Below are 20,845 nucleotides of genomic sequence, written 5' to 3'. Positions count from 1 at the left end.
GTCGTCGCCGCGAGGATCGAGGAATGACATGCCGATCAGCTCCATCGCCGACCTGATCCGTACCCATGGCGCCGAGTGCGGTGGCCAGCCCGCGCTCACCGCCGACGGCCGCACCGTCACCTTCGCCCAGCTCGACGCCCGCTCGAACCAGGTCGCCCAGGCGCTGGCCGGGGAGGGGATCGGTGCCGGCGACCGGGTCGCCTACCTCGACGCCAACGCCGCGCAGTACTACGAGCTGCTCTTCGGCGGGGCGAAGCTGGGGGCGGTGAACGTCGCGGTGAGCTGGCGGCTGGCGCCGGTCGAGATCGCCGCGATCATCGCCGACGCGCAGGCCTCGGTCCTCATCGTCGGCGCGGCGTTCGCGGCGACCGTCGAGACGGTCGAGGCGGAGCTGCCCGGCGTCAAGAAGATCATCGTGGTCGGCGGCTCGACCGGCCACGAGATCCGTCCCGAGGTCGGCCACGAGGTCCGCCATCAGGACTACGACGAGTGGGTCGCCGCCGCGCCCGCGCTCGATCCCGGGCTGCGCGCGAAGCCCGACGACGTGCGGATCCAGCTCTACACCTCGGGCACCACCGGCCTGCCGAAGGGCGTGATGCTGACCGAGCACAACCTGCTGTCACTGCTGCGGATGGCCGGGGAGACGCTCGACCTCGGATCCGGCAGCGTGAACCTGGTCGCCATGCCGCTGTTCCACATCTCCGGCAGCGGCTACTCGCTCAGCGGCTTCCACGCCGGCTGCCACACGGTGCTGCTGCGCGAGGCCCATCCCGACGCGATCCTGCGCGCGGTGGCCGAGCATGGGGTGACGAACCTGTTCGCGGTGCCCGCCGTGCTGCGCACGATGCTCGGCGTGCCGGGCATCGCCGAGCTGGACCTGTCGTCGTTGCGCACGATCGCCTACGGGGCCTCGCCGATCTCCCTGGACGTGCTGGTCCGGGCGATCGAGACGTTCCGCTGCGACTTCGTGCAGGTCTACGGGCTGAGTGAGACCGCGGGCACCGTCACCATGCTGACGCCGGAGGATCATCGCCGGGCCCTCGATGCCGCCGGGACGGGCGTGGGCGGGACGGCGGAGCCCGGGGCAGTGGGCGCGGGCGGGACGGCGGAGGCGGCTGGGACGGCGGCCCCTCCCGGGTCGGCGGGTGCAGCCGGGCGGTTACGCTCGGCGGGACGAGCGGTGCCCGGGGCCCGGGTGCGCATCGTCCCGCCGCACACCGGGGCCGAAGCCGCGCCCGGGGAGGTCGGCGAGATCTGGATCCACTCGCCGCAGAACACCCCCGGGTACTGGAACAATCCGCGCGAGACCGCGGCGCTGCTCGAGGACGGCTGGGTGCGCACCGGGGACGTCGGCTACCTCGACGAGGACGGCTACCTGTTCATCCACGACCGGGTCAAGGACATGATCATCACCGGGGCGGAGAACGTCTACCCGGCCGAGGTCGAGAACGTCCTGATGTCCCATCCCGACATCGCCGACGTCGCGGTCATCGGGGTGCCGAGCGAGCGCTGGGGCGAGACGGTGAAGGCCGTCGTCGTCGCCGAGGCGGGCCGGACCCCGACGACCGCCGACGTCGTGTCCTTCGCCCGCGCCCGCCTGGCCGCCTACAAGTGCCCGACGTCGATCGACCTCGTCGACGCGCTGCCGCGCAATGCCGCGGGGAAGGTGCTCAAGCGTGAGCTGCGTAACCCTTACTGGTCTGGACGCGCTCGGTCCGTAAGCTAGACCTCGCCGACGGGCAATCTACCTGCTGGTCGGATGGTCGATATCGTCTCGGGGCGTGCGGAGCCCTGCGGAGGAACGCTTGACATCCTCCCTCGCGTGAACGCGGGGGATTCCAACTTCTACACGTCCGCCGGGAGAGGGGGTGTGCAGCGTTGAGGTTCGCGGTTCACGGGCCGCCTGTCGGCGTCGCCTCCCCGCGCAGTCACCCACGTGGTTGCCCACTGATGTCCCAGGGCGATGTTGCGTGCCGCGTTCACGTCCGCGTNCNCCTGCTGCCCGCAGGCCCGGCACCGGAAGGCGGCTTGGCTCTCGCGCGCCTGCCGGTCTCGGGTTCCGCAGGTGTTGCAGGTCTGCGACGTGTAGGCAGGGTTGATCTTCTCGACCCTGCCGGGGGCTTTCTGTTCCAGCCGGCGGACGAGCAGTCCCCAGCCGTGGGCGAGGATGCTCCGGTTCAGCCCGGCTTTCTGCCGCACGTTCCGCCCCGGTTCGGCGAGGGTGCCCCGCGCCGAGCGGGTCATATTTCCGATCGGCAGATCCTCGATGCGGATCAGGTCGTACCGGCGGGCAAACGCGGTGCTGGTCTTCTCGACCCAGTCCTTGCGCCGGTCGACCTCTCGGGCCTTCACTCGGCCGATCTGCGCTTTCAGGCGGGTCCGCCGGTTCGATCCGGATTTCGCTCGGGCGAGCCGGCGTTGCAGGCGGAGCAGCCGAGCCTGTTCCCCGGGCCGCAACCCGGGACAGTGCGGCAACGCGCCCGTCGACAGCGCGGCCGACACGGTCACTCCCCGATCCACCCCGACAATCGGGCCAGTGCCAGTGCCAGTGCCCGGGATCGGGTCGGGCACGGCCGCGAACGCCACCTGCCAGCGGCCCGCCCGGTCCCGCGTCACGCGGTAGGAACGCGCCTCCGGAACAGCACGGGACCGGCGGAACCGCACCCACCCCACCTTCGGGATACGCACCGCCGACCAGCGACGGTTCAGAAAACGCACATCGGTGGGTTTCACCGCGACGATCCGGAAACCCGCCGGCCGGCCACGCTTGCGCCACGACGGCCGGCGATGCGAACCCCGGAAGAGGTTTGCCATGGCCGTGGCGAAATCGCGCAACGCCTGCTGCTGCACAGTCTGCGAACCTGCGGCAAGTCACGGATTCTCCCGGCGCGCCGCGGTCAACTGGCGGGACTGCTCGTGGTAGTTCGGTGCCGGGCCGCGGCGCGGATTCCACCAGGACTGCTGTTCCACGGCGAGGTTCCACGCGTACCGCGCCTGCCCGCAATGGTCTTCCATCACAGCCGCCTGTTCGGCGGTCGGACAAAGCCGGTAGCGGGACATGTCTCCATTCTACAGAAGGGATATCGACCGATGAATAAGATGAGACGGCGTTTCCTCCCTGCCGTGAACGGCGGGGTCTCCACGCCGCAATCCCGATGAACACGACTCAGTCCGACCCGCCGCGCAAGCGTGGCCGCCCGCGCAACCTCGAGCCCAGCCAGGAGTACCGCGATCGGCTGGAGAACATCGTGCGGGTGGCGGCGGACGTCTTCCAGGCTCACGGGTACGAGGCCGGCTCGCTCGACGACGTGGCCGCCGCGATGGGCCTGCGCAAGGCCAGCCTCTACTACTACGTCAAGCGCAAGAGCGACCTGCTCCGCCTGGTCTTCGAGCGCGCCATCACGGTGGCGCTCACCGAGGTCGAGACGCTCGCGCACCTCGCCAACCCGCGCGAACGGCTCGCCGCGCTCATCCGCCACCAGGCGCTGCTGGTCACCCGGGATCCCGCCCTGTTCGCCGTGTTCTTCGACCAGCGGGCCGGCCTGGAGCACGCCGACCTCGCCGACGTCGGCCACAAGGAGCACCTCTACCTGCGCCAGTTCATCCTCGCGGTCGAGGCCGCGATGGCGGACGGGTCGATCCCGCCGGGCGACCCCAGGCTCGTCGCGAACGCGATCATCGGCATGACGAGCTGGTCCTACAAGTGGTTCGACGCCCGGCGCGACTCGCCGGAGGCGTTCGCCGACACCTGCGTCGCCCTCGTCCTGCGCTGAGCCGGGCGGGGCCAGCCCCCGCCGGGGCACCCGCCCGGCCGGCCGGGAGATCCGGCCGACCCGCCACCCCGGGCCACCCGCCCGGCCGGCCGATCCGCCACCCCGGGCCACGCCCCCGCCGGCCGGTCCGCCCCGCCGGGGCCACTCGCCAGTGCATCCCCTGGCCTGCGCGCGTGCGCGCCCGAGCTCGCGCCAGTGTGACGCGGATTAATTTCTACTCATGGGTTGACATAAATCTACCGCCCGCATACCTTGCTCCTACCTCGCAGGCCGCAGCGGTCGGCGGCCCCGCCGGGAACGCGATCGGCGCCCCGGGGAGGTGGTCGGTTCAGGCGGTCACGGATGGCCGTCGACGCGCCGGCGGGCCTGGACGCGGGGCCGGCCGAGCCCGCCGGCCCGCCCGCGCGCCGCCGCACCGGCGGCCGGGGCCTGCCAGCCCGCCGGGAACAGGAGCTTGGACGACATGACGCGACCCCGAACTCCCGCCGCACGATTACGCACGGCCGTTCCCGCCCTCGTGGTGGTGGCCCTGCTCGCGGTGATCATCGCCAAGGGGGATTACCGGGCCAACTTCTTCTCCGGCGGCGGGTTCGCCCTGGGGGCGCTGATCGCGGCGATCGCTCTCGGCGTCGTCGTCACCTACCGCGGGTCCGGGGTGGTCAACCTGGCGGGGGCGGCCGTGGCGATGTACGCCGCCTACGTCTACGCCGACCTGCGGGCCCACGGCGACCTGTTCCTCCCCCCGCTGCCCAACCCGCTCGCGCCCATCGAGGGCCTCGTGCACCTGGCGGGCGACGACGGGTTCTCCGTGCCGCATTGGCCCACCTCGGTGTCCTTCGGCGCCGCGATGGGCTTCTGGCCGGCCCTCGTGCTCGCCCTGGTGTTCTGCGCCCTGTTCGGCCTGGTGCTGCACGTCGCGGTGTTCCGGCCGCTGCGGCACGCGCCCGTCCTGGCCAAGGTGGTCGCCTCGGTCGGCGTGCTGCTGTTCCTGCAGGCCGTCGTCGTCCGGCGGTTCTCCACGACGACGCAGGTCGTNGGGCCGCTGCCGTTCGTCGACAAGACGCAGGTCGACCTCGGCCTGTTCAAGATCACCCAGGAGCAGCTCTTCGTCGTCTGCCTGGTGCTCGTGCTCGCCGTGGCGCTGTGGGCGCTGTTCCAGCGCAGCCGCTTCGGCCTCGCCGTGCGGGCCGCCGCCGAGAACGAGAAGGGCGCCACGGTCCTCGGCTTCTCCGCCGACCGGCTCGCCGCGGCGACCTGGGTGCTGTCCACCGTCGTCACCGGGCTGCTCGGCATCTTCGTCGCCTCGGTGAACTCCTCCGTCGACCCGAACACCATGCCGGCGCTGATCGTCCCGGCCGTCACCGCCGCCCTGGTCGGCGGTTTCACCTCCTTCGGGTGGACGACGCTGGCCGCCTTCGGCCTCGGTATGCAGGTCTCGCTGGTGACCTTCCTCGGCGCGAACGAAAGCTGGTTTCCGAAGGCCGGCGGGTTGCCCGTGCCCGGGGTCGACCTGCTCGTGCCGCTCGTCGTCATCGTCGCGGTGCTGGCCCTGCGCGGGCAGTCGCTGCCGACCCGCGGGGTGCTGGGGCCGGGCCGGCTGCCGTTCTCGCCGACGGCGCGGCCGTGGGCGCTGCGCTACGGCGGGCCGGGGCTGGCCGTCGTCGCGCTGATCCCCGGGGTGTTCTTCCTGTCGCCAGCGATGCGCGACGGGCTGACGAACACGCTGACCGGCATCGTCATCTGCCTGTCCATCGTGGTCCTCACTGGTTTCATCGGGCAGATCTCGCTGGCCCAGACCAGCTTCGCCGGCCTGTCGGCCTACACCGTCGCGAGCCTGTCGACGCACCACGGCTGGCCGTTCCCGCTGCCGATCCTCGCCGGGGCTGCGGTCGCGGTCGTCGCCGGCGTGCTCGTGGCGCTGCCCGCACTGCGGGTGCGCGGGGTGCACCTCGCGATCGCCACCCTCGCCTTCGCCGTCGCCGTCGACAAGGTCGTGTTCGCCAACTCCTGGATCAACGGTGGTTTCGACGGCGCGACCGTGACGACGCCGGCGCTCATCCGCTCCCAGGACACCGCCACCCACCACATCCTCGGCGTCACGATCGGGGACGGCACCCAACCCAACCCGCTGACCCTGGTGTTCTGCCTGGTCGTCGTGGTCGCGCTGGGCTACCTCGTCGCCAACCTGCGCCGATCGCTGACCGGGCGCCAGATGCTGGCCATCCGCTCGAACGAGCGGGCCGCCGCCGCCGCCGGAGTCAACGTGGCCGCCGTGAAGGTGTTGGCGTTCGGGGTCTCGGCGTTCATCGCCGGGGTCGGTGGCGCGGTCATCGCCTACCGCACCGGCAACGTCACCCCCGACAAGTTCCTCTACGACAAGTCGCTGATGTTCTTCGCGTTCGCCTACCTCGGGGGGATCGCGAGCGTCAGTGGCGCGGTCACCGGCGGCCTGCTCGTCGGCGGTGGGCTCGGCTTCACGGTCCTCAACCGGGTGTTCGGGCTGCCCGACGAGTTCGTGCTGCTGCTCGGCGGCCTCGGCCTGGTCGTCACCGCCGTGCTGAACCCCGAGGGCGTCGCCGGCAAGGCCCGCACGGACCTGCTGGCCCTACAGCGAAGATTCCGACCTCCCACCCTGGCGGACCCACCCACCCTGGCGGACCCACCCACCCCGGCGGACCCACCCACCCCGGCGGACGTGGCAACACCGACCACTGGTCCCGTCGCGTCCACCGAGCCCACTGCGTCCACCGAGCCCACTGCGTCCACCGAGCCCGCCACGACCGTCCCACCTGCAGCGTCCGTCCCACCTGCAGCGTCCACTCCGGTCGCCGCGGCCACCTCGGCTGCGTCCGGGTCCCCTGCCGGCTCCCGGGTGAGCGGGTCGGCCGGGGCGGCGCCCGCGGTGGCGGGGGAGGCCCGGTGAGCGAGTTGCTGCGCACCGAGTCGATGAGCGTCGTCTACGGCGGCCTGCACGCCGTCAACGGGCTGGACCTGCGGGTCGACGAGGGCCGCCTGGTGGGGCTCATCGGTCCCAACGGCGCCGGGAAGACGAGCTTCATCGACGGCATCTCCGGCTTCACCCGCACTCAGGGTGCGATCCACTTCCGCGGGAAGCGCGTCGACCGCGAGCCGGCCCACCGCCGGGCCCGCCTGGGCCTCGGCCGCACCTGGCAGTCGCTGGAACTGTTCGAGGACCTCACCGTGCGGGAGAACCTCCAGGTCGGCGCCGAACGGCAGACGGTCGGCGGGTTTCTGCTCGACCTGGTCCGGCCCGGCCGCCGCCGCGATCAGTCCGACGTGGACTGGGCGCTGGACGTCCTCGGCATCGCCCACCTCGCCGACCGGTTGCCCACCGAGATCAGCCACGGCCAGCGCAAGCTGGTCGGCGCCGGGCGCACCCTCGCCGCCCGGCCCGCGCTGATCTGCATGGACGAGCCGGCCGCGGGCCTGGACACCACCGAGTCGGAGCAGTTCGGCCGCCGGCTGCGCCGCATCGTCGAGGCCGGCGTGTCGATCCTGCTCGTCGATCACGACATGGGGCTGGTGATGGGGGTGTGCGACGAGGTCTACGTCATCGAGTTCGGGACGAAGATCGCGCACGGCACGCCGGCGCAGGTCGTCGCCGACGAGCGCGTCCGGGCGGCCTACCTCGGCACGAAGGCGGGAATATGACCGCGCTGCTGGAGATCGACGGCCTGTACTCCGGCTACGCCGGCGTCGCGATGGTCCGCGACCTGAACCTGACCGTGCACGCCGGGGAGATCGTGGCCCTGCTGGGCCCGAACGGCGCCGGCAAGACCACGACGCTGCTGACCACCTCGGGCCTCAACCCGGTGATGAAGGGCGACATCCGGGTCTTCGGCCGCTCGGTGCGGGGCCGCCCGGCGCACCGGGCGCCCCGCGAGGGGCTCGCCCACGTGCTGGAGGACCGCTCGCTGTTCTACCAGCTCACGGTCGCCGAAAACCTCCGGCTTGCCGCCGCGCGCAGCAAGGGCGACCTCGCCCGCGCGCTGTCGTACTTCCCGGCGCTGGAGCCGCTGCTGGGCCGGCGGGCGGGGCTGCTGTCCGGCGGCGAGCAGCAGATGCTCGCGATGGCCAGGGCCCTGACCTCGAAGCCACGCCTGCTGATGGTGGACGAGATGAGCCTCGGTCTCGCCCCCGTCATCGTCGAACGCCTGCTGCCGGTGCTGCGCCGCATCGTCGACGACACCGGCGCCGGAGTGCTGCTCGTCGAGCAGCACGTCCACCTCGCCCTGGAGGTCGCCGACCGGGCCGCCGTGCTGGTCCATGGGGACCTGGTCGCCAGCGGCACCACCGCGGAGATCGCCGGGCGTGCCGCCGCCCTCGAATCGACCTACTTCGGCGCCGGCGCCGAGGTGGAGGCCGGAGCCGACGTCGGAGCCGATGCCGAGGCCGGTGCCGAGGCCGAGGCCGACGCCCGCACCGGCGACCCGGAAGCCGACCCGGAAGCCGACCCGGAAGACAACCCGGAAGGATCACGATGAGCGAGGCCTGGATTCTCGACGGCGTGCGGTCCCCCCGCGGCAAGGGCCGGTCCACCGGCTCGCTGCATCACCTGCATCCGCAGGAGCTGTTAGGCCAGCTCCTGCGTGCGCTCGCCGACCGCGTCGGCTCCGACCCGGAGCTCGTCGACGACGTGGTGATGGGCAACGGCAACGCCGTCGGCGACCACGGCGGCGACATCGCCCGGATGGCGGTGCTCGCGGCCGGCTGGCCGGAGACGGTGGCGGGCGTGACGCTGAACCGGTGGTGTGGGTCCGGTCAGCAGGCCGTCACCTTCGCGGCGATGGGCGTGGCCTCCGGGCACCAGGGGCTCGTGCTGGCCGGCGGTGTGGACATGATGTCGCGCTGGCCCGCGGAGGAGGGGCCGATGGACTTCTCGGCCGGCAATCCGGCGGTGCGGGCCAGGTTCCCGCAGGTCCCGCAGGGGGTGTCCGCCGATCTGATCGCGACGATCGAGGGGTTCACCCGCGACGACGTCGACGCGTTCGCCGCCCGCAGCCAGCAGCGCGCCGCCGCGGCGATCGAGCAGGGCCACTTCGCCCGCAGCGTGGTGCCCATCGTCAACGCCGACGGCTCCGTCGCCCTCGACCGCGACGAGCATCCCCGGGCGGGCACCACCCCGCAGACGCTGGCGAAGCTGGCGCCGTCGTTCGCGGCCCTGGGGCGCGCCGTGTTCACCGACTACGGCTACGACCGGGCCTTCGGCGAGATGGTCCGCGACGTCTACCCGGACGTGAAGGAGGTCGACTACGTCCACCATGCCGGCAACTCGTCGGGCATCGTGGACGGCGCGGCCGTGCTCGCGATCGCCTCGCCCGACTTCGCCCGCGCGCACGGCCTGCGCCCGCGGGCCCGGGTGGTGATGAGCGCGGTCGTCGGCGCGGAGCCGGTCATCATGCTGACCGCGCCCGGCCCGGCCTCGCGCCGCTGCCTGGAGCGGGCCGGGATGACGGTGGACGACGTCGACCTGTGGGAGATCAACGAGGCGTTCGCCGCGGTCCCGCTGAAGACCATGCGCGACCTCGACCTCGATCCCGAGAAGGTCAACGTCAACGGCGGGGCGATCGCGCTCGGCCATCCGATCGGCGCGACCGGCGGCATGCTGCTGCAGACCGCCCTCGACGAGCTGGAACGCCGCGACCTGTCGACCGCGCTCGTCACCATGTGCACCGGCGGCGGCATGGGCACCGCGACCATCATCGAGCGGGTCTGACCGCGCCGAGCAGGTCCTGACGCGCAGATCAGAGCCGGACGACAGCGCCGCAACGGCGATCAGTAGGTGTGGAGGCAGGCGATGGGCAGGATTCTCGAGGGCATCAAGGTCGTGGAAGTGGCGCTGTTCGGCTTCGTGCCGTCGGCCGGCGCCGCGCTCGCCGACTGGGGCGCGGACGTCATCAAGATCGAGCATCCCGAGACCGGCGACCCGGTCCGGGCGCTGTCGTCCTACGGCTTCGGCCCCGGCGACGGCGGCGTCACCACGCTGTGGGAGGTGTTCAACCGCGGCAAGCGGGGCGTCGGCATCGACATCGCCACCCCCGACGGGCTCGAACTGCTGATGTGCCTCATCGACGAGGCGGACGTGTTCATCACCAGCTTCATGCCGTCGGCCCGGGAGCGGCTCGGCATCGACGTCGACCAGGTCCGGGCGCGCAACCCGCGCATCATCTACGGCCGCGGCACCGGTCAGGGGCCCGCCGGTCCCGACGCGGACAAGGGCGGGTTCGACGGCATCTCCTACTGGAGCCGATCGGGCGCCAGCACCGCCTCGGTCCCGCCGGGCTACGACTTCCCGATCCTGCTGCCCGGCCCCGCCTTCGGCGACATCCAGAGCGGGATGTTCCTGGCCGGCGGCATCGCAGGGGCGCTGTACCAGCGGGAGCGGACCGGCCAGGGCAGCGTGGTCGACGTGTCGCTGTTCGGCGCCGGGCTGTGGGCGATGCAGGCCACCATCGCCGGCGCCGCGGCGATCGGCGCGGACAACATCGTCCAGCTCGATCGGCGCCGCCCGCCGAACCCGCTGACGAACCTGTACCGGACGGCCGACGGCCGCTTCTTCGTGCTCGGGATGTTACAGGCCGACCGCTACTGGGCCGGCCTGTGCGCGGCGCTCGGTCACCCGGAGCTGGCCGCCGACGAGCGGTTCACCACCCTGGCCCTGCGCACCGAGCACGCCGCGGCGTGCGTCGCCGCCCTCGACGCCATCTTCACGGCGATGAGCTACGACGAGCTGGTCAAGGCCCTCGACAGCCAGGAGGGCCAGTGGGCGCCGGTCGCCGTCCCCGGCGACACCCTGACCGACCCGCAGGCGCTGGCGAACGGCTACGTCCAGCAGGTCGACTACCCGAGTGGCGCACGCCTGCCGCTGGTTCCGGTGCCCGCCAGGGTCGACGGCGACCTGCCCACGCTGACCCCGGCGCCCACCCTCGGGGAGCACACCGACGAGGTCGTCCTGGCGCTCGGCCGCTCCGAGGAGGAGCTCATCAACCTCAAGATCGCCGGTGTGATCTCCTGATGACCGCCGTCACCCACGGGGTCGACCCGGGCGTGCTGCGCGCGCTGCTGGCCGCGGGACGCAACCCCGCCCTGGCCGACCCCGTCCTGGCCGAACCCGTCCTCGCCGAGGCCGACATCGTCGACCTGCGCCGGCTCAAGGGCGGCTACTCCCGCGAGATGTGGTCGTTCGACGCGGTGACCCGCGACGGCGCCACGCACCCGCTGATCCTCTGCGCCGACTCGGCCGTCGGCGTCGTCGGCGCGGGCGGCCAGACCCTCGGCCGTCCCGCGGAGGCCGCCCTGCTGCACACCCTGCACACCGCGGGCCTGCCGGTGCCCGACGCGGTGGCCAGCGGCGACGGCGCCACCGGGGGCCCCGGCGGGGAACTCGGCCGCCCGTACCTGGTGATGGAGCGGTGCAGCGGCACGGCCGCGATCGGCCCGCTGCACCGCGACCCCTGGTACGTGCAGCACCGGGCGGAGCTCGCCGACTGGTTCGCCGCGACGCTGGCGGCGATCCACGCCGCCGACGTGCCGGCCGACATCCTCGGCGCCCGCCCGGATCCGGCGCGGGTCGCCGGGGTCGAGCTGGCCCGGTGGAGCGGCGAGCTGCGCGCGACCCCTCGGGCGCACACCGGTGTGCTGGACCGGGCGCTGGGCTGGCTCGCCGCGAACCCGCCACCCCCGCCCGCCCGGGTCACCCTGCTCCACGGCGACTACCGGACCGGCAACATCCTGCATGGTCACGGCGACGGCGGCCCCGACGGGCTGCGCACGGTGCTGGACTGGGAGATGGCCCATGTCGGGGACCCGCTGGAGGACCTCGCCTGGGCGCAGCTCGTCTGCTGGCGGGTCGGCACCGACCGCGTCGGCGGCCTGGTGGACCTGGCTCGCTGGCCGGACCTCTACGGCGCCGCCGCCGGCTGGGCGCCCGACCTCGCGGCCCTGCGGTGGTGGGAGGTGCTGGGCTCGGTGAAGATGGCCTGCCTGGTGTGGCGGGCCGCCGAGGCCGTTACCGTGCCCGCCGAGCGCGCCCTGCTGGAACGCCTCTTCGCCGACCTGGGCACAGAACTCGACCGCCGCCTGCTGCCCCCCGACCGCCGTCCCACCGCACCGCGCCCGACCGGACCGGCACCGACAGACGCCGTCCAGGCACACGGAGCCCAGACGGACGCAGCCCAGACGGACGCCGTTGGGGCGAACGCAGCCCAGGCGGCGGACACGGTACGGGCGGACACGGCGCGGGCGGACATGGCCCAGACGGGCGCGGTACCGGCGGGCGGAGCACAAGGCGGACGGAGCACGGCGATGACCGACGGGGGACGGCGGGCCGACGTGGGGCCCGCGACCGAGTCGTTCGAGGTGCGAGGGGTGCGCAACGGCAGCATCGTCACGGTCGTCTGGGACCGCGGCGTGCTCGACGGCGACCCGCCCACCATCGACCTCGTCGAGGTCGAGGCCGATCTCGTCGCCGAGTCCCGGCGCGATCCCCTCCAGCGTCGCCGCGACGGGGGCGCCGGTGGCGGCGCGGCCGCGGTCGCAGTGAACGATCCCGAGTCCGCGTTCGCGCTCGTAGTCCGCACCCTGGACCGGGTCGTCCAGGTGACGACCCCGGCACGGCCCCGGCCGTCGCGCTAGCCGATCGAGTCTTCTCTACCCTCCGATCTACCCTCCGACCACGAGCATGCGCCGGTGACGGCCGGTCGAGGTGGGCGGGCGGGAGGGGTTGCGGTGCCGACGTGCTCGCGGCACCGCTCCACGCATCCGAGCGCCGGTTCATTCTGATGATCTTGGTGTTCCGCGGAACCGCGCCGTGCTGCCGGGACAGGGGATCGGCGGAAGGCCCGGGCACCGTGCGGTGCCCGGGCCTTCTCGGTGCCGGTGGCCGGTGGCCCGGGCCGCGTCCTGCGGCTTGGGCCGGGTCGTGCGGCTCAGGCGAGGTCGTAGAGCTTCATGGCGTTATCCTGCAGGATCTTGCGCAGCACGTCGTGGGGGAGGTCGCCGAGCTTGTCGTTGATGAACTGCCGGGGTGGCAGCGCCGAGCTCACCGGCCCCGGCGACATGCTCGTCGGGTGCGGGAAGTCGGTCTCGTACAGGATGTTGTCGGCGCCGACGTAGTCGATCGCCGCGCGCAGCGTGGGGCCGTGCTCGAACCAGAAGCAGGCGTAGATCTGGCGGCGGAAGTACTCGCTGGGTAGCAGGTCATACTCGGGGTGCTCCTTGGCGACGCCGCACTCGGTCCACATCCAGTCCAGCGCCTGCAGGGTGAACGGCACCCAGCCGACGCCGCTCTCGACCGAGACGAACTTCAGGTCGGGGAAGCGGTGGCACACGCCCGCGCCGATGAGGCTGCCCACGGTGCGGGCGTTGCCGAGGAAGAACGTCATCGGGAAGGTGGCGTAGTTGGCGTGGACGCCGGCCGAGGGGTGCAGCAGCTGCGGCATCGTGGTGTCCCCGCTGCCGATGTGGAAGTTCACCGACAGGCCCATTTCCTGGGCCGCTGCCCACAGCCGGTCCCAGTGCGGGTCGGTGAGCATGGGGGAGCCGAAGTCCTCGGGCGCCTGGGAGAACACCAGGCCCTTGTGGCCGAGCTCCGCGCAGCGGGTCATCTCCGCGATCGACAGGTCGATGTCCCAGAACGGCACCGCCATGACCGGGACGTAGCGGTCCGAGACCCGGCGGAAGTCCGCCAGCCAGTCGTTGTACGCCTGTAACAGCAGCAGGGCCAGCTCCATGTCGCCGAAGTCGGTGTAGCGCCCGGCGCCGAAGCCGGCGACGTTCGGGTAGAGGACCTCGGCGTGGATGCCGTACTCGTCCATGATCTCCAGACGGCCTTCGGGCTGCCAGATGCGCGGGTCGACCATGTCGAGCTGAGCGGGGAACTTCGGCGGCGGCTCCTTCCAACCGGCGATGGCGAGACCGGCGGCCGGGCTGAGCACCTTGCCACCGGCGACCCACCACTCGATGCCGCCTGCGTCGCGTTCGACGTGGGGCACACGGTCGCCGTACTTCGACGGGACCCGGGACGTCCAGAGGTCGTAGTGCTCGACGACGTGGGTGTCGCAGTCGATGACCTTGAGGTCGAGTTCGTCGATGAGATCCACGATGTACCCCTCACGCGGGACCGGGAACGCCCCCGGTCGGGACGGTGCGCACTACCTGCACGGGACGATAGGTGAGACGCAGATTACAGTCAACCGGCGGGTCGAATAAATTCGCCGGGNGATCGGAAGGNGTCGAACGGGCGGCCGATCAAGCCGTCGATCGGGTCGTAGCCCAGGGCCATCGGCCGACCTCTCGATTAATTCGATCGACTGGTGGACTAAATTATTGTGGGGTCGTACGGTGCTCCCACCCGTCGGCCACGGGGGCCGGCGCAGGTGGGAGGCGGTACCGGTGAGAGGTCGTTCTGTGGCGGGGGCGCTGGCGCTCAGTTCCCTGCTCTTAGCCGCGGCGTGTTCGTCGTCGGGTTCGTCCGGGGGCGCCGCGAACGGTGCCGGCGCTGCCGGCGCCGGGGAGGTGAGCTCCGCGCCCGTCGCCAACAGCGACAACAACGCCTGGGCGCTGCGCTACACCGGGGGCTCCGCCGGCCCGGCGAAGGGCACGCCGTACAAGATCGGATTTGTCAGTCAGGACACCTTCCTGCCGTCCGCGACCCAGGGCGCGCGGGCCGCGGTGGCCTACGTCGACGCCGAGCTCGGCGGCGTCGGCGGCCGGCCGATCGAGCTGGTCTCCTGCTCGGTCAACGTGCCCGAGGACGCCGCCCGCTGCGGCGCCCAGATGGCCAACGACGCGTCGCTGTCACTGGTGATCGTCGGCGGCCTCAGCGTCGGCAACAAGGAGTTCTACGACGCCGTGGGCGGCCGCAAGGCGATCCTCATCGGCAACGCCCTGGCCAGCGAGGACTTCGTGACGACCCGCGGCGTCGCCTACACCGCCGGCTCGCCCGGGGTGCTGATGGGCATGGCGCGCTTCGCCGTCGAGGAGCTCAAGGCCCGCACCGTGGCGGGCATCGTCCCGGACACGCCCGCCGGCCGCGCGGCCGCCCAGCAGCTCGTGAAGCCGATCCTGGACGCCGCCAAGGTGAAGTTCCGCCCGGTGTTCATCAGCCTGCAGGCCACCACCCCGGACCTGACGACGGCGTTGCAGGCCAGCGGCGCGGGCAGCGCCGACGCGCTGATCACCGCCTTCCCCCCGAGCAGCTGCATCAGCATGTACGACGCGATCCACTCGCTCGGCATCAAGCCCAAGGTGATCACGACCGACCAGTGCGCCGACGTGCCGGTGCGGGCGCACCTCAAGACCGTCGGTGCCGCCGACGCCGTCCCCGACGGCTGGTACTACGCCAACTACGGCTACAACTTCGACCTGCCCGACGTCGACTCCGGGATGAAGACCTACCAGTACGCCGCGGCGAAGTACGCCAAGCCGCTGGGCAGCGCCCCCGTCGAGCTGCGCGGCTTCAGCGGGCCGACGTTCGGCACCGTGATGACCGCCGCCAAGATCGTCAACCAGCTCGGCGTGGACAAGGCCACGTCCTTCGACGTCGTGGACCGGGCGCTGCGCGGCTTCGCCGGTCCGGCGATGCTCCAGGTCGGCCCGCTCAAGTGCGGTCAGGCACCGTTCGTCGCCGTCTGCGGCCACCAGATCGGCGTCGACCAGTACACCGGCGGCAAGTGGACGAGCGTCCGCGACGGCCTCAACGACAAGCCGGTCAACCTGCTCGCCCCGGTGAGCTGACCCCGCCTACCCCGGGCTCCCGGCCGGCCCCGCCCCCGCCGGCCGGCGCCCCGCCGACTCCGTCGGATGGCTCAGTGCGGACTGATGAAGATCCTCGGCTTGGGCCGGTTGTCCCAGTCCGCTGCACGGATCGCCTTCAGTGCCGCGCGCCGTCGCTGCGTGTCCGCCGAGCATCCGGTGCGCGCGGCGCTGCGGGACCTGCTGCGTCGGCGGGCCACGGTGACGTCGACCGACGCGGCTCGCGAACTGGGCGGCAGCACCGGCCTTTACTCCTTCCACCCGCGCCAGCTCGCGACGTGGCCTGATCGAGCCCGCGCCAACGGAGCACGGCCGGCGGCGGCCCTGGCGGCTGGCCACCACGACCGCCGAGTCGACCAACGGGGACGACCTCGGCGAGCTGGCCGGCGGACTGGAGGACGAGGCCTACCAGCGTTGGCTGTCTCGTCGCGCGCAGGCGCCCAGCCGGTGGCGCAGGGACGAGGCGTTCAGCCAGGTCGTCCACCTCACGCCGGAGGAGCTGACCGCGATGCCCGCGGCCATCAGCGATCTGATCGCCGCCTACCGCGACCGTGAGATTCAACCGGGATCACGACCAGCGGGCACCGCGCCCGTCGCGGTTATCGCGCGACTGTCCCCCTGCTCGAGGGCTTCTCACCGCATCGCTGATCAACCGGTTCCCGCCGCCGCCTCGCCGCCCGGCTGCCGCGCCGCCCGGCTGCCGCGCCGCGACCTCACCGACATCACCGTTAGCGGACTGTCCTCGCGGGGCGGAGTGGGAGCCGGTTCCGCGGAATCTGCATGACCGTGTCACGTGCTCGCGGCGGCGGCGGCGGCGGCAGCGATCGCGGAGCGTGGCGGCGACGGGTCGGTGTTCGGGGTGGATGCGTGGGAGAGCGACCACCGTGGTCCCTGTGGCCGGTTTGGCGTCCGCTATGTCCATAGCAAATATGTCCATAGCAAAGAACCACGGGACGCCGGCCCCNCGCACACCCCCGCTCTCACCCCCCTCGANCGTCACCGTCAGTAANTAGGCGGCTGGGGCTCGGCCCGGGCTCCGGCGAACAGCCGCGCGGGCGGGGGGACCGGGACGCGGTTCCGCGGAACACCACGGCCGATGCCTGCGGTCCGATGATCGATGACGGACCCTGGCACGGTGATCACGATGACGACGGTTCCGCCCGTCGACAAGGCCAGCTCATGCTGGGATACGTCCCGGTGGCGGGGCCGCGGGCCTGGGGTCGGGGTGGCGAGACCACGGCCGGCCGGGATGTGCGGGTGGGGTGCGCCGTGTCAGCGCTGGACGCCGACGGACTGCCACACCCGGAGCAGGACTTCCTCATCGGGGGCGTCGAGCGACCACTGCCACGGCTTGGCGAAGACGAAGACCTGGGCCTCGTGATGGGTCGGGTCGCTGCCGTCGAGCATCGTGATGGTCACACTCTTGTCGCCGGTGAGGACGAAGAAGACCTCGCGGTACTGCCCGAGGTGGACGTCGAGGACGACGGCGTCGGGGCCGTAGCGGTGGACGTCGACCGTCCGGGTGCGCGGCGCTGCGGGACCCGGGGCGGGATCGGCGGGGGGTGGCGCCCCGTCCTGCCTCATGCCCGCGCCTGCCTCATGCCCGCGCCATCAGAGGAAACGGCGGTTCGCCGTGTCCGCGGGAACGGTGATGCCGAGTTCCTCCAGCAGTGGACGGGTGTCGGCGATGTACTGCTGGCGGAGCTGGGCGTTGTTGAGCTTGCGCAGGCCCCAGCGGACGTAGGCGTCGCTGAACTCCGAGTCCGACCGGCCGAACATGTCCAGCGCGGCCGGCCACCAGATCTTTATCTTCTCGTTGGCCTCCGCCAGCCCGGCCGGATCGGCGCACACGCGACGCAGGTTCGACATGCCGAACGTCGCGTGGAACACCTCGTCCTTGTGCAGGCGTTCCGCCACGTTCAACAGGGGCTCGTAGGGCACGTCCTCCCACGTCTCCCCGATGTAGCAGCCCACCCGGTCGCCCAGGGCGTTGAAGTACGCCATGTCGCAGAACGTGTCGATGGGCAGGTGGAACAGGTACTGCTTGATCGGCTGCTCGATCCTGCCGACGCCCAGGCCCGCCAGGATCCGCGCCGTGATGACGCCGTGCTCGACCTCCTGCTGCATGAGCTTCGCGAAGGTCGTCTTCAGTCGCTCCTCGGGAGCGAGCGTCATGCAGCGTTCCCACAGGTGGTTCAGCAGCTCGGTGTAGTACCGGTTCGTCGAGTTCTCCAGGTGGTGCACGAGCATGCGCACCAGCAGGTCGGAGAACTCGCTCGGGATGTCGGTGTCGTTCTCCCGGTACACCCGACGCTCGCCCACCATCGCATCTGCCATGACCTCATCGTAGGAAGGTCCACCATTATTGTCAACTCATGAGTCGAATGAAATCGGCATTGCTTGTCGGAGGGATAAATCGGATACGGAGGTCTTCGGGTAGGCGGCCAAGGGGCCTGGCCGGTCGGGCAGCCGGGCCGGTCGGGCAGCCGGGTCGGGCTGGCGGGCGGGTCGGGCTGGCGGGCGGGAGCAGGCTGGTCGTTCAGGGGGCGGTGGGGTCGTCGAGTCGCAGCGCGCGGCCGACGACCTCCTTCATGATCTCGCTGCTGCCGCCGAAGATCCGGGTGATGCGCACGTCGCGGTACATCCGGGCGATCGGGTACTCCTCCATCCAGCCGTAGCCGCCGTGGAGCTGGACCCCGGCGTCGACCGCGTCGAACTCCAGCTCCGTGGCGAGCAGCTTGGCCGCGGCGGCGTCCTGCGGGGTGAGCGTGCCGGCGATCCTGGCCTGGACGCAGCCGTCCACGAGGGCCTGGACGGCGAGCGTGCGGGCATGCAGGGCCGCCAGGACGAACCGGGTGTTCTGGAAGCTGCCGATCGTGGTGCCGAACGCCGTGCGGCTGCGGACGTACTGCCTGGTCAGCTCCTGGGCCCGGCGGGCGCTGGCGACGCTGCCGACGGCGATGGACAGCCGTTCGGCCGCCAGGTTGCGCATCAGGTAGTGCAGCCCGCGGTGCTCCTCGCCGAGCAGGTTGGCTGCCGGCACCCGGGCATCGTTGAAGAACAGCTCGGCGGTGTCCTGCGCGCGCAGGCCGACCTTGTCGAGCTTGCGTCCCCGCTCGAAGCCGGGGGTGGCGCGCTCCACCGCGAGCAGGCTGAGCGAGCCCCGCCCGGCCCCCGGGTCGGTCTTGACCGCCACGACCACGAGGTCGGCGAGCAGGCCGTTGCTGATGAAGGTCTTGGCGCCGTTGACGACGAAATGGTCGCCATCGCGGATGGCGGTCGTGCGGATGCCGCGCAGGTCGCTGCCGGCGCCGGGCTCGCTCATCGCGATGGCGGTGACGGTCTCGCCGGAGCAGTAGCCGGGCAGCCAGCGCGCCTTCTGCGCGTCGGTGGTCAGGCCCACCAGGTAGGGGGCGAGCAGCTCGTTGTGCAGCGACAGTCCGAGTCCGGTGATGCCGCCGAACGCCAGCTCCTCGGTGACGATCACGTCGAAGCGGGGGTCGCTCAGCCCGGCGCCGCCGTACTGCTCGGGCACCGTGAGCCCGAGCAGGCCCATCTCACCGGCCCGACGCCAGGCGGAGCGGTCGACGACGCCGGCCCGCTCCCACTCCTCGTGATGCGGCTGGCATTCCTTGGTGACGAAGGTCCGCACGAGCTCGCGGAACTCCTCGTGTTCGGCCTCGAAAAGCGTGCGTTGCATGACGGCGACTCCTGGCTGTGCTCGGCGGGGCCTGGTTGCTTGTCGCGGGCCTGGTTGCTCGTCCCGGGAGTGGTTGCCTGTGGCGGGAGTGGTTGCCTGTGGCGGGCTGGTGGTTCCTTGCGGAGGGCTGGTCAGCCGGCGGCTGCGCCGCCCGCGGCGGCGAAGGCGGGTGCGGCGTCCGGACGGGAGCGCAGGGCACCCCAGGCGGCGGCCATAGCGGCGGCCTCGGCGGGGGAGGCGCCGTGCACCAGCACCTCGTCGGCGCCGGCCGCGCGGTAGGCCGCCGCCCGCCGCGCGCACGCGGCACTGGACCCGATCGCCGCGCCGGTGTCGAACCATTCCGCGGGGATCAGCTCGGCGGAGTCGACCAGCCGGTCGCGGGTGACGGCGGTGTCCGCGATGCCGCGTCCGGTCAGGGTGGGATGGGCGCGCAGCCGGTCGAGCACCGCCGGATCCCAACCGTTGCGTTCGACCAGCAGCTCCCCGAGGCCGCGGACCTGGAAGTAGCTGACCGCCCGCGCCCGCACCGCGAGGTCAGCCCGGTCGGGCGGCAGGTCGGGCGCGGCGACGAGGGTGGTGATGACCCGGACCGACGCGGGGTCGCGTCCGGCCCGCTCCGCGGCGCCGCGCACCGCCGCCACCGAGGCGGCCACCGCGTCGACCGTGAGGAACGGGTGCAGGATGACCCCGTCGAACGCCCGCCCGGCGAGGTCGAGCCCGCGTGGGCCGATGGTGCCGAGGACGACCGGCGGCGCGCCGTCCGGGGGCAGGTCGGAGAAGCGCATCCCGCGGAACGACCCCGCCGCGCCCTCCTCCCGGATCGCCTCGCCTGTCCACAGCCGCCGCAGCACGCCCACCAGGTGCTCCAGCCCGCGCAGCGTCGGCGGCGGGACGCCGAGCGACGGCGCCAGCGCCCCCAGCCCTCGGCCGAGCCCGAGGACGAACCGGCCGCCGCTCAGCGTGTGCGCGGTCGCCGCCAGCGCGGCGATGGTGAGGGGATGCCGGGTGCCCTGATGGATCACTGCGGTCCCGACGCGGCAGCGGTCGGTCGTCGCGGCGAGCGCCCCGCAGACCACCCCGGCCTCCTTGAGGTCGAGCCGCTCNCTGACGTAGACCGCGCCGAAGCCGGCCCGCTCGGCGTCGCGCGCCTCCCGCAGGGCCCGGGCGGGATCGCTCGCCCGCCCCGGTAACACGTAGACGCTGAGGTCGTCGTGCACGCTGAGGTCGTCGTGCACGCCGTTGTTGTGGTCTGCGGATGTCATGAGGGGATTCCCCCGCCTTCGGTCGCATCGGTCGATGGGGAGGCGGACTGAGGGGCCGACAGCTCACCGGGGGCCTGTGGCTCGTGGGGGGCCTGAAGCTCGTCGGGAAACAGGGCGTCGGTGTGACCGACGTAGCCCAGCGCGAGGAACAGGTACATCTGGGCCGTCTCCAGCGCCCGCTCGATCGCCGGCGACAGGGCTGCCTCCCGCTCCCGGGCCAGGTCGGCGTGTACCGCGAGCAGGCGGGCGCGCTGCCGCTCGACGTCGGCGCCCAGGCCCGACCCCAACCCCGACCCCAACCCCGACCCCGGCCCCGTGCCTGGTCCCGGTGGCGG

At 72.3% G+C, this 20,845-nt stretch carries 15 protein-coding genes and 5 pseudogenes; 10 read left to right on the top strand and 10 right to left on the bottom strand.

All coding sequences use genetic code 11. From position 1 onward, the window contains the following. Nucleotides 1-28 precede the first annotated feature (28 nt). Nucleotides 29-1,726: a long-chain-fatty-acid--CoA ligase gene (locus UK82_RS20655; protein WP_055408806.1), complete on the top strand. Its 1,698-nt coding sequence runs from the start codon at nucleotides 29-31 to the stop codon at nucleotides 1,724-1,726. 119 nt (nucleotides 1,727-1,845) lie between these two features. Here the strand turns inward: UK82_RS20655 and UK82_RS39050 are convergent. Then, nucleotides 1,846-1,991, bottom strand: a pseudogene (locus UK82_RS39050) (RNA-guided endonuclease TnpB family protein); the annotation flags it as partial. A 1-nt stretch (nucleotide 1,992) separates the two neighbouring features. Beyond that, nucleotides 1,993-3,060, bottom strand: a pseudogene (locus UK82_RS20650) (RNA-guided endonuclease InsQ/TnpB family protein); the annotation flags it as partial. 95 nt (nucleotides 3,061-3,155) lie between these two features. On the opposite strand from UK82_RS20650, the gene UK82_RS20645 reads away from it, so the two are divergent. After that, nucleotides 3,156-3,773: a TetR/AcrR family transcriptional regulator gene (locus UK82_RS20645; protein WP_044884964.1), complete on the top strand. Its 618-nt coding sequence runs from the start codon at nucleotides 3,156-3,158 to the stop codon at nucleotides 3,771-3,773. 336 nt (nucleotides 3,774-4,109) lie between these two features. On the opposite strand, the gene UK82_RS41605 is transcribed toward UK82_RS20645, so the two are convergent. Then, nucleotides 4,110-4,238: a hypothetical protein gene (locus UK82_RS41605; RefSeq protein ID WP_255354330.1), complete on the bottom strand. Its 129-nt coding sequence runs from the start codon at nucleotides 4,236-4,238 to the stop codon at nucleotides 4,110-4,112. Between UK82_RS41605 and UK82_RS39045 the strand changes: the two are divergent. The 7 genes and pseudogenes from UK82_RS39045 to UK82_RS20615 all read left to right on the top strand — a co-directional run. After that, nucleotides 4,237-4,808 (top strand): annotated as a pseudogene (locus tag UK82_RS39045) (ABC transporter permease); the annotation flags it as partial. The gene UK82_RS41605 and the pseudogene UK82_RS39045 overlap by 2 nt on opposite strands. Before the next feature lies 1 nt (nucleotide 4,809). Beyond that, nucleotides 4,810-6,696: ABC transporter permease subunit (locus tag UK82_RS20640; protein ID WP_236706219.1), on the top strand; the 1,887-nt coding region annotated here is incomplete at its 5' end. Beyond that, complete coding sequence (locus UK82_RS20635; protein ID WP_052681050.1) at nucleotides 6,693-7,445, top strand: ABC transporter ATP-binding protein; 753 nt, start codon at nucleotides 6,693-6,695, stop codon at nucleotides 7,443-7,445. The genes UK82_RS20640 and UK82_RS20635, both read left to right, overlap by 4 nt. Beyond that, nucleotides 7,442-8,278, top strand: coding sequence for an ABC transporter ATP-binding protein (locus tag UK82_RS20630; protein ID WP_055408802.1), 837 nt, complete (start codon nucleotides 7,442-7,444; stop codon nucleotides 8,276-8,278). The genes UK82_RS20635 and UK82_RS20630 overlap by 4 nt, the downstream gene beginning before the upstream one ends. Next, nucleotides 8,275-9,510: an acetyl-CoA C-acetyltransferase gene (locus UK82_RS20625; protein WP_083507287.1), complete on the top strand. Its 1,236-nt coding sequence runs from the start codon at nucleotides 8,275-8,277 to the stop codon at nucleotides 9,508-9,510. The genes UK82_RS20630 and UK82_RS20625 overlap by 4 nt, the downstream gene beginning before the upstream one ends. An 81-nt stretch (nucleotides 9,511-9,591) precedes the next feature. Next, nucleotides 9,592-10,809, top strand: a complete 1,218-nt coding sequence (locus UK82_RS20620; RefSeq protein WP_044884962.1) for a CaiB/BaiF CoA-transferase family protein — start codon at nucleotides 9,592-9,594, stop codon at nucleotides 10,807-10,809. Then, nucleotides 10,809-12,428: a phosphotransferase family protein gene (locus UK82_RS20615; protein WP_236706218.1), complete on the top strand. Its 1,620-nt coding sequence runs from the start codon at nucleotides 10,809-10,811 to the stop codon at nucleotides 12,426-12,428. The genes UK82_RS20620 and UK82_RS20615 overlap by 1 nt, the downstream gene beginning before the upstream one ends. 293 nt (nucleotides 12,429-12,721) lie before the next feature. On the opposite strand, the gene UK82_RS20605 is transcribed toward UK82_RS20615, so the two are convergent. Further along, entirely contained in the window at nucleotides 12,722-13,894 is a 1,173-nt protein-coding gene (locus UK82_RS20605) for an amidohydrolase family protein (RefSeq protein WP_044884961.1), read from the bottom strand. A 415-nt stretch (nucleotides 13,895-14,309) separates the two neighbouring features. Between UK82_RS20605 and UK82_RS20600 the strand changes: the two genes are divergently transcribed. After that, complete coding sequence (locus tag UK82_RS20600) at nucleotides 14,310-15,530, top strand: ABC transporter substrate-binding protein (RefSeq protein ID WP_236706217.1); 1,221 nt, start codon at nucleotides 14,310-14,312, stop codon at nucleotides 15,528-15,530. 1,290 nt (nucleotides 15,531-16,820) lie between these two features. Here UK82_RS20600 and UK82_RS20595 read toward each other — a convergent pair. The 6 genes and pseudogenes from UK82_RS20595 to UK82_RS32970 form a co-directional block, all read right to left on the bottom strand. Further along, complete coding sequence (locus UK82_RS20595; RefSeq protein ID WP_044884959.1) at nucleotides 16,821-17,132, bottom strand: hypothetical protein; 312 nt, start codon at nucleotides 17,130-17,132, stop codon at nucleotides 16,821-16,823. A gap of 27 nt (nucleotides 17,133-17,159) precedes the next feature. Next, nucleotides 17,160-17,885 carry a Phenylacetic acid catabolic protein gene (locus tag UK82_RS20590; protein WP_044884958.1) on the bottom strand — a complete coding sequence of 242 codons (726 nt, stop codon included), beginning with the start codon at nucleotides 17,883-17,885 and terminating at the stop codon, nucleotides 17,160-17,162. 202 nt (nucleotides 17,886-18,087) lie between these two features. After that, nucleotides 18,088-19,248: an acyl-CoA dehydrogenase family protein gene (locus UK82_RS20585; RefSeq protein ID WP_044884957.1), complete on the bottom strand. Its 1,161-nt coding sequence runs from the start codon at nucleotides 19,246-19,248 to the stop codon at nucleotides 18,088-18,090. 131 nt (nucleotides 19,249-19,379) lie between these two features. After that, a pseudogene (locus tag UK82_RS20580) lies at nucleotides 19,380-20,351 on the bottom strand (TIGR03857 family LLM class F420-dependent oxidoreductase); the annotation flags it as partial. A gap of 1 nt (nucleotide 20,352) precedes the next feature. Next, nucleotides 20,353-20,510, bottom strand: a pseudogene (locus UK82_RS39040) (TIGR03857 family LLM class F420-dependent oxidoreductase); the annotation flags it as partial. Beyond that, the gene (locus UK82_RS32970; RefSeq protein ID WP_044884956.1) at nucleotides 20,507-20,797 is read right to left on the bottom strand and encodes a hypothetical protein; all 291 of its coding nucleotides are present in this window, start codon (nucleotides 20,795-20,797) and stop codon (nucleotides 20,507-20,509) included. The gene UK82_RS32970 and the pseudogene UK82_RS39040, both read right to left, overlap by 4 nt. Nucleotides 20,798-20,845 lie beyond the last annotated feature (48 nt).

Source organism: Frankia sp. ACN1ag (assembly GCF_001414035.1).
In the GTDB taxonomy this organism is placed as follows: Bacteria; Actinomycetota; Actinomycetes; order Frankiales; family Frankiaceae; genus Frankia; species Frankia torreyi.
Note: the sequence above shows the minus strand (reverse complement) of the source record. Positions and strands in the feature narration are given on the sequence as shown.